We start from the raw sequence: 12,965 nt of genomic DNA, 5'->3' as shown, positions 1-12,965 counted from the left end.
GGGATCAAAACGTTGCCCCAAGTGCCGCTAAGATGTCCGGACCATTGTCGAGGGGATTGCACCATGCCGATCACCGTAGCTGCTTTGCGTGAGACCGCTGCCGGAGAGCGGCGCGTGGCGATCACGCCGGAGATGGCGAAAAAATTTCACGGCAAGGGGCTGCGCGTCCTGCTGGAGCACGACGCGGGTGGTGCCGCCGGATTTCCCGACAGCAGTTATGCCGAGGTCGAATTTGCCGATGCTGCCGGCGTGCTGGCGCAGGCTGACCTGCTCGCTTGCGTGTTGCCACCCGATGATGCGGCGTTTGCTTCCTTGCGCGAAGGCAGCGTGGTGGTCGGCCAGTTGCGCCCCCATGGCGCGGCCGAGCGGGTCGCTGCACTGACCGCACGCAAGCTGACGGCGTTTTCGCTGGAGTTGCTGCCGCGTACCACCCGTGCACAGGCGATGGATGTGTTGAGCTCGCAGGCGGCAGTGGCCGGCTACCGTGCCATGCTGATCGCGGCCGAGGCGTCGCCGAAATTCTTTCCCATGCTGACCACCGCGGCCGGTACGATCCGGCCGTCCAAGGTGCTGGTGATCGGCGCCGGCGTGGCCGGGTTGCAGGCGATCGCCACCGCGCGCCGGCTCGGTGCGCAAACCGAAGGCTACGATGTGCGCCCGGAAACCCGCGAGCAGGTGGAGTCGTTGGGTGCCAAGTTCCTCGATCTTGGGGTGAGCGCGGCCGGCAGCGGCGGTTATGCTCGCGAGCTGTCGGCGGAGGAGCGCGCGGTGCAGCAGCAGGCGCTGGCCGAGCATCTGAAGTCGGTCGACGTGATCGTCACCACCGCGGCGGTGCCGGGACGGCCGGCGCCGAAGATCCTGAGTGCGGCCATGGTGGAAGGCATGAAGCCGGGGGCGCTGATCGTCGACCTGGCCGCCGAGGGCGGTGGCAATTGCGAACTGACCCGGCCGGGCGAACGGGTCGAGCATGGCGGTGTAGTGATACTCGGCCCGCTCAACCTGCCGGCCGGTGCACCGCTGCATGCGTCGGAAATGTACGCGCGCAATGTCTACAACTTCGTCGAGCTGCTGATCCGCGATGGGGTGTTGCAACCGGACTTCGGCGACGAGCTGGTCGCCAAGAGCTGCATCAGCCATGCGGGCGAAACCCGCCTGGCCGGTTGAACGGCTGAAACAATCACCCCGTGCAAGGCGGGGTGATTGTCGTCATGGCCTGTCAGGCCTCTGCGGCAGCTGCCTTCCGCCGTGGCCCGACTGATTCATCCACTGCAGCCGCTTCGCCGGAGGTATGGCGTGCCACTGCTTGATCAGCTGCTCACGCTGTTGCGGTGGCAGCTGTTGAAAGCGCTCGAACGCAGCGTGCAGTTTCGCCCGCTGCTCCGGTGGCAGCTGCTGAAATTGGCGCCTGTTCTCGCGTGCCTGTCGGCGTTCCTGCGGTGTCATCGACTGCCAGCGGGCGATGCGCTCGCGGACCTCTTCCCGCTGTCGCGGTGGCAGGATGGTCCATTGCTCGGCGCGTTTCAGCATGGTTGCCTGTTTGCGCGGCGGCATGGTGTCCCACTTTTCCTGCAATGGCGACAGAACATCGCGCTGTGCCGGGCTCAGGCTGTTCCACGGGTGCGGTGGCAGCGCATTCTGCGCATTCACAGGCGCACAGGCGATGCTGCCGAACAGCATCGCGGCGAACAGTAATGGCAGGGTCGAGGGGCGGGACTTGGTCATGACTCAGCGATTTGCCGGCTGGCTGTTCTGGCTGTTGTTGGCAGCCAGCCAGCCATAGAAATCCAGGTTCTGGTAAAGGTTCGGGTCGGTCTTGTCGGCATCGGGTGGTAGTTCATTGTCCATTTCGGCGGCTTGCTCGGGCGCGTTGCTGGCCTGGTTCGATGGTGCCGCACCACGATGAGGCAGGGGCTGCCACACCATCAAGGCGGCCAGAACGATGGCCGCGAACGCGCCGGTCGGAATCAGCCAGCGGGCGGTGTGGCGCTGCGGCGTCTGCGCGGCGGCCAGTGCTTCCCGTCGTGCCGCGCGCAGGTGCCCGGCGGTGACCGGATCGACGCGCTGGGCGGCCTCGTGATAAAGCTCACGCGCACGTTGTTCGAGCGGTTTGTGCTGCCGGTTGTCCGGCCGGTTTTTATCGGACGAGGTCATCGCCAGTCCTCCAGTTGATCGCGCAGATGATGCATCGCGCGCGACAGATGTGTTTTCACGCTGCCTTCGGAGCAGCCCATGGCCTGCGCGGTCTCCGCCACGTCCAGCCCTTCCAGCATGCGCAGCATGAAGGCCTCGCGCTGGCGTTGCGGCAGCTGCCTCACCGCAGTTGCCATGTCGGCATATGACTGCTCGTCATGTAGCCGGTCGAGCGGGCCGGGGCCCTGGTCGGCAGGTTCCCAGACGGGCAGTTCGTCGCCGTCGTCGTCGCGCCCACCGCCGAGCCAGCCCACCACGATCGAGCGCACCTTGCGGCGGCGCTGCAGGTCGACGATGCGCCTGCGCAGGATGCCCCAGAACAGTGGCGGCCACTCCGCAGCGGGCTTGTCGCGGTAATGCCGGACCAGCCGCAGCATGGCGTCCTGCACGGCATCCATCGCGTCCTCGCGCTGGCGCAGCTGCAGCTCGGCCATGCGGAACGCACGGCGCTCCACCTGGGCCAGGAACGCGTCCAGTGTGGCGGGCGTTTCACGCGTGGCCTCGTCCAGCAGCTCCGTGCCGAGGGTGCCGGCCATGCTGCTCATGTCCGCGGCCTCCGCATCGTCAGGTGGCGCATCCTCAGGCTCCAGCGGTTCGACTCCCGTGTTCAACGCGGCAGGCTCGCACGGGTTGACCGGCACCCGTATGATGCAGACACAACTGAGTCTTGGCGGGGTGGGGTCATGATCGACGGTTTCCTGGCGCTGTATATCTTCATGCTGGCCGCATTTACCGGCTATGAAATCATCGCGCGGGTGCCGGTGATCCTGCACACGCCGCTGATGTCCGGCTCCAACTTCGTGCACGGCATTGTGCTGGTTGGAGCGATGATTGCGCTAGGCCACGCCGAGACCCCGTTCGAGATCGCGATCGGCTTCATCGGCGTCCTGCTGGGTGCCGGCAACGCCGCGGGCGGTTACGTGGTGACCGAGCGGATGCTGGAGATGTTCAGGTCCAGCAAGCCGGATACCGGCAAGGGGAGCAAGTGATGAGCTGGCTGCCGGACCTTATCAAGGCCTGTTATTTCCTCGCTGCGCTGCTGTTCATCCTGGGCCTGAAACGCATGAGTTCGCCGCGCACCGCACGCGGCGGCATCGTGTGGGCGGGCTACGGCATGCTGTTGGCGGTGCTGGCCACGTTCTTCCTGCCGGACATGCACCACCTTCCACTGATTGTCGCCGCGGTGCTGATCGGCGTCAGCGCAGCCTGGTGGAGCGGCCGGCGCGTGGCGATGACGGCGATGCCGCAGATGGTGGCGCTGTACAACGGCATGGGCGGTGGCGCCGCGGCGGCGATCGGTGCCGTGGAGCTGATCGGCTACGTGCGCAACTTCACGCTGCTGCACCCGGTCGGTGTCCCGGACACCTCACCGCTGCGGCCGGAAAGTTGGGCGATCAACGCGGTATCGACGCTTCCCGCGGTCAACCTGCTGTCCCCGGTCGAACTGGCGCTGGGCGTGCTGGGTGCGCTGATCGGCGCGGTGAGTTTTTCCGGCTCGCTGATCGCATTCGCCAAGTTGCAGGGCTGGCTGGACAAGCGCTTCGTGTTTCCTGGGCAGCGCGTGGTCAACATGCTGTTGCTGGCAGCGGCGGTGGTGGCGGGCATCGCATTGGCCAGCGGCCATGCCAGCCTGCCGCTGATCGTGGCGTTCTTCGCCCTGGCACTGCTGTTCGGGCTGATGATGACCTTGCCGATCGGCGGCGCCGACATGCCGGTGGTGATCTCGCTGTACAACGCCTTCACCGGCCTGGCGGTGGCGTTCGAGGGTTTCGTGCTGGGCAACGAGGCGATGATCATCGCCGGCACCGTGGTCGGTGCGGCGGGTACCTTGCTGACCCAGCTGATGGCCAAGGCGATGAACCGTTCGATCGGCAACGTGCTGTTCGGCAGCTTCGGTGCCGGTGGTGGCGAAGCGCAGGCGATCGAGGGCGCACAGAAACCGATCGAGGCCAGCGACGCGGCGGTGATGATGGCCTACGCCGAGCGTGTGGTGATCGTGCCCGGCTACGGCATGGCGGTGGCACAGGCGCAGCACAAGGTGTGGGAATTCGCCCAGTTGCTCATCAAGCGCGGGGTGAAGGTGAAGTTCGCGATCCATCCGGTGGCCGGCCGCATGCCTGGGCACATGAACGTGCTGCTGGCCGAGGCTGGCGTGCCGTACGACCTGATTGCCGACATGGACGACATCAATCCCGAGTTCCCGACCACCGATGTGGCGCTGGTGATCGGTGCGAACGACGTGGTCAATCCGCTGGCAAAGACCGATCCGGCCTCGCCGATCTACGGCATGCCGATCCTCGACGTGAGCGCGGCCAGGCATGTGATCGTGGTCAAGCGCGGCAAGGGCACCGGTTTCGCCGGCATCGAGAACGCGCTGTTCTATGCGGACAACACCCGCATGCTTTACGGCGACGGGCAGGCCGCGGCCGGGCAGCTGGTGACCGAGCTGAAGACGCTGGATACCTGAGTCATTTGCCGGCAGCGAAGGTCGGCGCGCGCTTTCGCGGCGAACGCCAGCCCAGCCATGCGGCCAGCAGCACGGCCAACGTGGCCCAGCCGATATCCGCTGGCGACAATGCCAGCCGTGCCAGTTGCCACAGCATGCGGAAACCGGCCGTGCGCAACGCATCGATCAGACCCATGCCCATGTTGCCGGCGATCTGCACGGCGGCGATCAGCATGCTGACGTAGACCGCCGCCAGCGCGGTGGCCAGCGCCGCCAGCATGGCGGCGCCGGGGCCCGGTGGACGCACGCCATGGCGTATCGCCCAGGCCAGCAGGGCGCCGAACAACAGCGCCAGCCACGGCAGCGGGTGACCCAGGTACAGCGTCACGACCATCCAGCATGCACCGGCAGCGAGCCCCAGCATGACGGTACTGAACAGGGCGAACACGAACAGCAACACGGTGCGCGCGCTCATCGGCGACCGTACGACGGGACAGCTGGAAACATGCGTTTGTCCATGGGCAAAGCGGCCATCATAGCGTGCCATCGGCCCGCAGCAGCCGGGTGCCGACGCTGCGAACCCTTGAGTTCGAGGGTTCCGGCCTGATCTGGAACAAGCGAGCCCGGTCAGCGGGCGGCATAATAGACAACTTGGGTTCGACACACGGTCGTGCCCGCAGATACGGGATTGGCAAGTGGCATGAGTGGTTTCAGTCTGAGCAGCGAACCCTTCACCCTGCTGCGCGACTGCGCCGCGGTGATGGTGCCGCAGGGCGACGTGGTGAGCCTGCCGGCGGGCCAGATCGGCTACATAACCCAGGCGCTGGGCGGCAGCTTCACCGTGTATGTGGAGGGCAATCTGTTCCGCATCGCTGGCAAGGATGCCGATGCCTTGGGCAAGGAGCCGCCGGCGCCGATCGAGGTGGCCGCCGACGCCACCGACGCGGATGTGGAAAAACTGGCGTGGGACCAGTTGCGCACCGTGTTCGATCCGGAGATCCCGGTCAACGTGGTCGAGCTGGGGCTGGTCTACGACCTCAGCCTGGAGCAGACCGCCACCGGCGAGCGCAAGGTCTACGTGAAACTGACGCTGACCGCGCCCGGCTGCGGCATGGGCGACATCCTGGTGGACGATGCCCGCACCAAGCTGGAGATGATCCCCACGGTCACCGAGGCGGACGTGGACCTGGTGTTCGATCCGCCGTGGAGCCACTCGATGATGTCCGACGCGGCCAAGCTGGAAACCGGCATGTTGTGAGTTTTCTCCCTCTCCCCGCCGGAGAGAGGGCCAGGGTGAAGGAACAATCTCGCGAGAGTTCTCAGCCGGTCGCTTCCTCGAAGCGGTTGGCATCACGGTTCTTGCGCACTTTCGCCGGATCCCACACTCGGCCGTTCATCGCGATGTAGACACCATCAGGCAGGGTCTGCACCGCGGCCACCGCACAGCCGATGTTGAACACCGCGTCGGAGCCCTGGAAACGTGCCGGGTTCAGCGCGCCGGTCAGCACGATCACCTTGCCCTTGATGTTCGACAGCTCGCGCGCGGTCTCGACCATGGTGTCGGTGCCGTGGGTGACCAGCACGTGGCGATGCGGCTGTGCCTCGATCGTGGAACGCACCAGCGCACGGTCCTCGGCGCCCATGTGCAGGCTGTCCTTGCGCAGGATCGGGATGACGTCGAACTGGAACGCCACGCCGAGCTGGCCGAGGATCTCGCCGATCTGCGGCGCGCCGATCTTGTAGTCCGACTTGTCGTCGAAGTAGATCTTGTCGATGGTGCCGCCGGTGGTGACGATGGTCAGGTGCTGCATGTCGGTGAGCCAGGGAAGTGAAGACGCGGCATTTTAGCCCGTGTGGGTGTTCGCCGGTTGCGTCGACTCTCTGCGGGAGCGGCTTCAGCCCAGCAGCAATGCGGTGTTGTCCGCATCCGGTGCCACCAGCCGGTCGAGGCCATGGCCGACGAAGCGGTGCAGCGCTGCGGCCGGGCGTGGATCGCTGCCCCGGTTCGACCAGCTGGCCTGACGTGCCAGCAATGCCGCAGCGGCGCAACGCGCCAGCGTGAAGGCGAGGCCGCGAGCACCGGCTTCCAGGGTATCGCGGGCGGCTGCGTGCTGCTCGAGCCAGCGTGAGGCCGCGCCCAGGGTCAGCCGGATCGCGCTGGCGGCGTGCATGTCGTCGTTGCCATCCAGCCAGCCGTCGGTCGCCGTGCGCAAGGCGACAAGGTTGTCGCCGGCCAGCGCGCGCAGGCTGTCCAGCGACAGCACGTTGGTCGTGCCCTCCCAGATCGCATACACCTGCGCATCGCGCAGCAGTTGCGGCAGGCCGGTGTCCTCGATGTAGCCGGCGCCACCAAAGCACTCCAGTGCCTCCGAACACAGTTGCACCGCCAGCTTGCCGGTCCACAGCTTGGCCAGCGGCGTGAGCAGGCGCAGCACAGCTGCCTCGTGTGGTGCCGCCGCGCCGTGCTCGACCCGGCCGAGCAGATGTGCGACTTCGAACGCCAGCGCGAACGCACCCTCGAACTCGGCCTGCATGTCGGCCAGCGTCTGCGCATGCAGCGGCTGCTCGATCAAGGGACGGCCGAACGCCTGCCGGCGCGTGGCGTAATCGCGCGCCAGACTGATCGCGCGCGACATGCTGGCGATCGCGCAGATCGCATTCCAGGTGCGCGTGACGTTGAGCATCGGCGCCACCTGGCGCACGCCGTGGGCGAGTTCGCCCAACGGCCAGGCGGGCAGGCCGTCGAGATGGATTTCCGCAGTAGGCAGTTCGTGCGTGCCGAGCTTGTCCTTCAGGCGATCGATGACGAGTTCGGGCTTGCGCCGTTCGCCATCCATCGTCTCGACATAGAACAGCGCGAGCGCCGCGGTACCCGTTCCTGCGCCTTCCGGCCGTGCCAGCGCCAGCGCGGCCTCGCCAACCACGGCGGAGCTGAACCACTTGCGGCCGTATAGCCGCCACCGGCCATCGGCATCCTGTCGGGCGATCGTTTCGGTATGGCCCACGTCGGAACCACCGGCGTTCTCGGTCATCCACTGGCCGCTGAGCCAGAGTGATGCAGGGTCGCGGCTGAGGAAATGCGGCAAGGCGCGTTCGATCAATGCATGGTTGCCGGAGGCTTTCAACGCAGTGGCGGCGCCATCGGTCATCGCCAGCGGGCAGGTATAGAACTCGCTGGCGACGTGATACAGGTAGACGCGGGCGAACTCCTCCAGCCGCGCATGTTCGCTGTCGGCATGGCCGGCGGCGAGCACGGCATGACGTGCGATGAGTTGCGGACCTTCCTGCCAGGCCGTCGTCAGCTCGATGCGATCGACGCGCCGCCCCCATGCATCCCACTGCGTCAGTACGGGTTTGCGGCGTGCCGTCGTGCAGGCGCGTTGCCATGCCTGTTGCGCATGGTCGCCCAGTGCATCCAGGTCGGCATCCAGCAGCGCACGCCGGTCGGCTGGCAGGGCGCGGTCGAGCAGGGCCAGCAGCGAGCGGTCGTTGCGATACGGATGTGGAAGTCGTGGTGGATCCTGCAGGAAGGCCATGGCGCGCTCCGTCCAGAGTCGATGGGCCGAGTATAGACATGCACAGATGGAGCGTTGTGCTGGCATCATCAGGGGCCCGTCACACAAGGCAGGCGCAACCTATGCAGTTCTCCAAGGCAATGCAGACGGTGACACGCCGCGACGACCACTGGCAGGCGACAGTGAGCGAGGACTGGCTGCAGGGGCGCAGCGCCTTCGGCGGCCTGCAGGCGGCACTGGCCGTGCGTGCCATGCGCGAACTGGTGCCCGCGGACATGCCCTTGCGCAGCCTGCAGACCACCTTCGTGGCGCCGGTACCGGCCGGTGTGGTGGCCATTCGCGCGCAGCGCCTGCGCGAAGGCCGCAACGTGACCCAGGTCGAAGCCAGCCTGTGTGACGGCGAGCAGACGCTTTGCCGGCTGATCGGCGTGTTCGGCAGCGCGCGGCCGTCGGTACTCGATTTCCAGCCCGGGCAGCTGCCCGTGGCGAATGCGACAGCGCAGGAGCTGCGCTACGTCGAAGGCCGCATGCCGGCTTTCACCCAGCACTTCGGCGCACGCTGGCTGCGCGGCGATCTGCCATTCGACGGCGGCCGTCAGCGCGAAAACGTGGTGCTGCTTTCATTGCGCGACGAAGGCCGGGTCGACGAAACCCACGTACTCGCCTTCGCCGATTTCATCCCGCCGATCGCACTGTCGATGTTCGACGTGCCGACGCCCGGCAGCTCGCTCACCTGGATGATCGAACTGCTGCGCGACCGCTACGACGACCTGGGCATGGACAACTGGCGCGTCGACGCCGAACTCATCGCCGCCCGCGACGGCTACACCAACCAGAGCGTGATGCTGTGGGGACCGCGCGGCGAGCCGGTGGCCTTGAGCCGGCAGAGCATGGTGGTGTTTGGGTGAGGATGGTTGTCTCGTGTACCGGCGCCCCTGATTCAAGCGTCAGATCGGATTTCCATCGTGCTGTTTGCGCTTGACGCCAGCACCCAGTGTCCCGATCAGCAGCAGGGTGAGCACGATTTCAGTGAAAGCCAGCCAGCGTTCGCTGGACGAGCTCCAGCCTTCGGCGATGCCGTGGCAGAAATAGAACAGGCTGAGGATGCCGACCCACAGCAAGGCACGGCGTGGATCGCGGATCGCCAGCAGCGGCAGCAGCAGCGGAATGACCGTGATCGCCAACACCAGCCATACCGGCATGAGCTGCGGTGGGAACAGCCACGCATGCCAGACCAACTGCAGCACGACCAGTGCGGTCCAGGCGAGCAAGCCGAGCCGTTGCTCCGTCGGCAGCGGGAGGCGTTTACTCATGAGCCGGCCGTCAGCTTGCGTGCGGTATCGGCGAGTCGACGACCCAGTGCACGGGCCAGTTCGCGTTCGTGTTCGCTGATCGGGTTGTTGCCCTTGGCACCGGCGACATGGCTCGCGCCGTACGGCGTGCCGCCGCTCTGCGTGGTGGTCAGTGCCGGCTCGGTATACGGCACGCCGAGCAGCAGCATGCCGTGATGCAACAGTGGCAGCGCCATCGTCAGCAGGGTGGATTCCTGGCCGCCGTGCATGGTGCTGGTCGAGGTGAACAGCGCCGCCGGCTTGCCGACCAGTGCGCCACTGGCCCATTCGGCGCCGGTCGAATCGAGGAAGTGTTTCAGCGGTGCGGCCATGTTGCCGAAACGGGTGGGGCTGCCCATGGCGAGGCCCACGCAGTCGAGCAGGTCCTGCTTCTGCACGTAGGGTGCGCCGTCCTCGGGCTCGGGCGGTTGTGCCACTTCGGTCACCGGCGCTACCGGCGGCACCTGGCGCAGGCGTGCGCGCATGCCGGGCACTTCCTCGATGCCGCGGGCGATCAGGCGCGCCAGCTGGGCAGTATGACCACTGCGGCTGTAGTACAGAACGAGGATGTCCATGCATTTGGGGCATTCAGTGGCGATGCGCTAGTGTAACGAGTGATGCCGCCGATGTTGCCGTCACGCCATCGGTGCGACGGCGATCCACGAGGGATATTCATGGCCTTGCGTTACGACCGCGACCGCACATCGAGCTTCAGCCGTTTTCTCTGGCAGCGCTTCGTCGACGACAAGTGTTTCGAGACGGCCGGTGCGCTGTCGTACACCACCTTGGTCTCGCTGGTGCCGCTGATGGTGGCGGCGCTGGCGATGTTCTCGGTGTTTCCGGTGTTCGCAAGCGCCCGCGATACCTTGCTCGATTTCGTGTTCCACAACTTCGTGCCGGCGGCCGGCCATCATGTACAGGCGGCATTGCAGGATTTTGCCAAGAACGCCAGTGGGCTGACCGGCATCAGCATTCTGGTGATGCTGTTCAGCGCCATCGCGATGATGGTCAGCATCGAGGACCGCCTGAACCGTATCTGGCGTGTGCAACGGCCGCGTGGCTGGGTCTCGCGCTTGCTGCTGTACTGGGCGGCGCTGACCCTGGGGCCGATCCTGGTGGTGGGTGGCCTGGCGGTGAGTTCCTACATCACCGCCTTGCCGATGCTGCAGGGCACTGCCGTGCAACTCGGGCTGGGGGGACGCCTGCTGCGGGTGCTGCCCTTCGTGGCTACTTTCATCACGTTGTGGCTGCTGTACGCGGTGGTGCCGAACCGGCACGTATCACGACGGGACGCCACGATCGGGGCGCTGCTCGGCGCGGTGTTGTTCGAGATCGCGCGTTGGGGGTTTCGCTGGTTCGTGCACAGCGCGCATACCTACAAGCAGATCTATGGTGCACTGGCGGCGCTGCCGATTTTCCTGCTGTGGATCTACCTGTCGTGGATTATCGTGATCCTTTGTGCGTCCATTGCCGCGTCGATCTCATCCTTCGAATACCAGGCGCCGAACCGGACCTTGCCGGAAGGTTCGGAGTTCCTCGGCCTGATGGTGGTGCTGCGGCATTTCGTCGAAGCCCAGCGCGCCGGTACCAGCGTCGATCCGGCCAATGTGCGTGTACACGACCCGTATCTGCGCAGCAGCCTGATTGCCGCCTACTTCGACGACTTGCAGCGTGCCGAACTGATCCGCCGCGGCGAGGGTTGTGGCTGGCTGCTCTGCCGCAGTCTCGACAGTACCGATCTGCTGCGTGTCTACGCCCATGCCGGTTACCGTCTACCGCTGCAGCCTGCCGAGGAAGCGGTGCAGCTGGGCCTCGATCTTCCTGCCGAACTGATCGACCTGCTTGCCCAGGCAGCCGGTACACTGCGCGCCCAGTTGGGCATGCGGCTCCATCTGGCGTTTCCGGCGCCGACAACCGACGAATCCGAGGAAACTGCATGACTCTGTTCAAACCGTTCGCTGTGCTGGCCTTCGTGCTGGCTCTTGCCGCGCCTGCGCATGCCGCGATGCCGGCGCATCCTTCGCTCAAGGTCACCACGCTTGACGGCAAGACCTTCGACCTTGCCGCGCAGCGCGGGCATTGGGTGATCATCAATTTCTGGGCGACCTGGTGTGTGCCGTGCATCAAGGAGATGCCGGATATCTCGCACTTCGTCGCCACCCACAAGAATGTCACCGCGATCGGACTGGCGTACGACGACAGCGAACTGGCTGACATCAAGGCCTTCGTCGCCAAGCATCCGGTGGTGTATCCGATCGCACAGGTCACGCTGGACAAGCCGCCGAAGGATTTCGACGAGCCGCGCGGCCTGCCCACCACGTACCTGATCCGCCCGGACGGGACGGTGGCCAAACCGTTCGTCGGCCCGGTCACTACGGCTTCGCTGAGTGCGGCCATCGGCCAGCCGTGATGAGCATGCGGTGATGCCAACGGTACGGTTCATCGTCAGCGGCCGGGTGCAGGGCGTGTTCTATCGTGCCAGCACCCGCGAACAGGCGCTGGCACTGGCTCTGGCAGGCCATGCGAGGAATCTGCCGGACGGTCGGGTCGAAGTGCTGGCCAGCGGCTCGACGGACGCGCTGGATGCCCTGGAGCACTGGTTGCGGCGAGGGCCACCGGCAGCCCGGGTGGATACGGTAAGCCGTGAGGATCTGCCCGAGCAGAACCTGCGTGGATTCCATGCCGGTTGAGCGCTACAACGTATCCGGCACCCACAACGCCTTGCCGGTGACATGCTCGAGCTTCGGCTCGCCCTTGAGCCTGGGCAATTTCACCTTGGCGATCGGCTGATCCTGCAGCGGCAGTTGTTGCAGCAGGTGCCGGATCAGGTTGATCCGCCCACGCTTCTGGTCGTTGAAGTCGACCACGAACCACGGTGCTTTCTTGCTGTGCGTGCGTCTGATCATCGTGTCGCGCAGCTTGCCGATCTCGACATATTTCTGGCGTGCCTCCAGATCGACCGGCGACAGCTTCCAGCGCTTGAGCGGGTTGTCGGCGCGCTCGCTGAAACGCTCCTCCTGCTCGGCCTGATCCACCGCGAGCCAGTACTTGAGCAGGATGATGCCGTCGTCGGTGAGCAGTTTCTCGAACGGCGGCACGGCGTCGAGAAACGCTTCGTACTGCGCCGTACTGCAGAAGCCCATCGCCGGTTCCACCACGGCGCGGTTGTACCAGCTGCGGTCGAACAGCACGAACTCGCCAGCTGACGGCAGGTGCGCCACATAGCGCTGGAAGTACCACTGCGTGGTTTCGACCTCGCTGGGTTTTCCGAGCGCGACGATACGGTAGCTGCGTGTATCCAGCATTTCGGTGATGTGCTTGATGGTGCCGCCCTTGCCGGCGGCGTCGCGCCCTTCAAAAATCACCAGCAGTCGCTTGCCACTGCTTTTCAGGAAGTGCTGCAGGCGTACCAGCTCCAGTTGCAGTTCTTCCATCGCCTTGCGGTAGTGCTTGTCCTGCTTGGGCATGGCGGTACTCCCGGTT

At 65.8% G+C, this 12,965-nt stretch carries 17 protein-coding genes; 8 read left to right on the top strand and 9 right to left on the bottom strand.

The genetic code is table 11. The annotated features are described in order from the left end of the window. The first annotated feature begins 63 nt into the window (after nt 1-63). Complete coding sequence (locus ACYVKM_RS00210) at nt 64-1,164, top strand: NAD(P) transhydrogenase subunit alpha (RefSeq protein WP_460874975.1); 1,101 nt, start codon at nt 64-66, stop codon at nt 1,162-1,164. Nucleotides 1,165-1,206: 42 nt separating this feature from the next. Here ACYVKM_RS00210 and ACYVKM_RS00205 read toward each other — a convergent pair whose 3' ends face one another. Genes ACYVKM_RS00205 through ACYVKM_RS00195 form a run of 3 tightly spaced genes read right to left on the bottom strand, consistent with a single transcriptional unit; the run spans nt 1,207 to nt 2,735 of the window. Continuing rightward, the gene (locus ACYVKM_RS00205; protein WP_460874974.1) at nt 1,207-1,722 is read right to left on the bottom strand and encodes a DUF3106 domain-containing protein; all 516 of its coding nucleotides are present in this window, start codon (nt 1,720-1,722) and stop codon (nt 1,207-1,209) included. A gap of 3 nt (nt 1,723-1,725) precedes the next feature. Further along, entirely contained in the window at nt 1,726-2,151 is a 426-nt protein-coding gene (locus ACYVKM_RS00200; protein ID WP_460874973.1) for a hypothetical protein, read from the bottom strand. After that, on the bottom strand, nt 2,148-2,735 hold the full coding sequence (locus tag ACYVKM_RS00195; RefSeq protein ID WP_460874972.1) for an RNA polymerase sigma factor: 588 nt from the start codon (nt 2,733-2,735) through the stop codon (nt 2,148-2,150). The genes ACYVKM_RS00200 and ACYVKM_RS00195 overlap by 4 nt, the downstream gene beginning before the upstream one ends. Before the next feature lie 138 nt (nt 2,736-2,873). Between ACYVKM_RS00195 and ACYVKM_RS00190 the strand changes: the two genes are divergently transcribed. Together ACYVKM_RS00190 and ACYVKM_RS00185 are read left to right on the top strand one after the other, a co-directional pair. Further along, complete coding sequence (locus ACYVKM_RS00190; RefSeq protein ID WP_460874971.1) at nt 2,874-3,179, top strand: NAD(P) transhydrogenase subunit alpha part 2; 306 nt, start codon at nt 2,874-2,876, stop codon at nt 3,177-3,179. Beyond that, entirely contained in the window at nt 3,179-4,657 is a 1,479-nt protein-coding gene (locus ACYVKM_RS00185) for an NAD(P)(+) transhydrogenase (Re/Si-specific) subunit beta (RefSeq protein WP_460874970.1), read from the top strand. The genes ACYVKM_RS00190 and ACYVKM_RS00185 overlap by 1 nt, the downstream gene beginning before the upstream one ends. Nucleotide 4,658: 1 nt before the next feature. On the opposite strand, the gene ACYVKM_RS00180 is transcribed toward ACYVKM_RS00185, so the two are convergent. Then, on the bottom strand, nt 4,659-5,111 hold the full coding sequence (locus ACYVKM_RS00180; protein WP_460874969.1) for a hypothetical protein: 453 nt from the start codon (nt 5,109-5,111) through the stop codon (nt 4,659-4,661). A gap of 225 nt (nt 5,112-5,336) precedes the next feature. On the opposite strand from ACYVKM_RS00180, the gene sufT reads away from it, so the two are divergent. Beyond that, nucleotides 5,337-5,894 carry a putative Fe-S cluster assembly protein SufT gene (gene sufT / locus ACYVKM_RS00175; protein WP_077442305.1) on the top strand — a complete coding sequence of 186 codons (558 nt, stop codon included), beginning with the start codon at nt 5,337-5,339 and terminating at the stop codon, nt 5,892-5,894. A 61-nt stretch (nt 5,895-5,955) separates the two neighbouring features. Here sufT and ACYVKM_RS00170 read toward each other — a convergent pair whose 3' ends face one another. Both ACYVKM_RS00170 and ACYVKM_RS00165 read right to left on the bottom strand, forming a co-directional pair. Further along, a complete protein-coding gene (locus ACYVKM_RS00170) occupies nt 5,956-6,447 on the bottom strand; it encodes an asparaginase domain-containing protein (protein WP_460874968.1) in 492 nt (163 codons plus the stop codon). 84 nt (nt 6,448-6,531) lie between these two features. Then, the gene (locus ACYVKM_RS00165) at nt 6,532-8,172 is read right to left on the bottom strand and encodes an acyl-CoA dehydrogenase family protein (protein WP_460874967.1); all 1,641 of its coding nucleotides are present in this window, start codon (nt 8,170-8,172) and stop codon (nt 6,532-6,534) included. Nucleotides 8,173-8,273: 101 nt separating this feature from the next. Here ACYVKM_RS00165 and ACYVKM_RS00160 point away from each other — a divergent pair, with 101 nt between their 5' ends. Continuing rightward, nucleotides 8,274-9,059: an acyl-CoA thioesterase gene (locus tag ACYVKM_RS00160; protein ID WP_460874966.1), complete on the top strand. Its 786-nt coding sequence runs from the start codon at nt 8,274-8,276 to the stop codon at nt 9,057-9,059. 39 nt (nt 9,060-9,098) lie between these two features. Here the strand turns inward: ACYVKM_RS00160 and ACYVKM_RS00155 are convergent, their stop codons facing one another. Beyond that, a complete protein-coding gene (locus tag ACYVKM_RS00155; RefSeq protein WP_460874965.1) occupies nt 9,099-9,464 on the bottom strand; it encodes a DUF2069 domain-containing protein in 366 nt (121 codons plus the stop codon). Continuing rightward, a complete protein-coding gene (gene wrbA, locus ACYVKM_RS00150; protein ID WP_460874964.1) occupies nt 9,461-10,057 on the bottom strand; it encodes an NAD(P)H:quinone oxidoreductase in 597 nt (198 codons plus the stop codon). The genes ACYVKM_RS00155 and wrbA overlap by 4 nt, the downstream gene beginning before the upstream one ends. Nucleotides 10,058-10,156: 99 nt before the next feature. Here wrbA and ACYVKM_RS00145 point away from each other — a divergent pair, with 99 nt between their 5' ends. Genes ACYVKM_RS00145 through ACYVKM_RS00135 form a run of 3 tightly spaced genes read left to right on the top strand, consistent with a single transcriptional unit; the run spans nt 10,157 to nt 12,172 of the window. Beyond that, a complete protein-coding gene (locus ACYVKM_RS00145; protein WP_460874963.1) occupies nt 10,157-11,422 on the top strand; it encodes a YihY family inner membrane protein in 1,266 nt (421 codons plus the stop codon). Then, on the top strand, nt 11,419-11,892 hold the full coding sequence (locus ACYVKM_RS00140) for a TlpA family protein disulfide reductase (protein WP_460874962.1): 474 nt from the start codon (nt 11,419-11,421) through the stop codon (nt 11,890-11,892). Before ACYVKM_RS00145 ends, ACYVKM_RS00140 begins: the two co-directional genes overlap by 4 nt. Before the next feature lie 13 nt (nt 11,893-11,905). Next, the gene (locus tag ACYVKM_RS00135; RefSeq protein ID WP_460874961.1) at nt 11,906-12,172 is read left to right on the top strand and encodes an acylphosphatase; all 267 of its coding nucleotides are present in this window, start codon (nt 11,906-11,908) and stop codon (nt 12,170-12,172) included. A gap of 3 nt (nt 12,173-12,175) precedes the next feature. Here ACYVKM_RS00135 and ppk2 read toward each other — a convergent pair whose 3' ends face one another. Next, on the bottom strand, nt 12,176-12,949 hold the full coding sequence (gene ppk2, locus ACYVKM_RS00130; RefSeq protein ID WP_460874960.1) for a polyphosphate kinase 2: 774 nt from the start codon (nt 12,947-12,949) through the stop codon (nt 12,176-12,178). Nucleotides 12,950-12,965 lie beyond the last annotated feature (16 nt).

The sequence above is a fragment of the Rhodanobacter koreensis genome, assembly GCF_054782855.1.
This window is presented reverse-complemented; position numbering and strand designations above follow the sequence as displayed.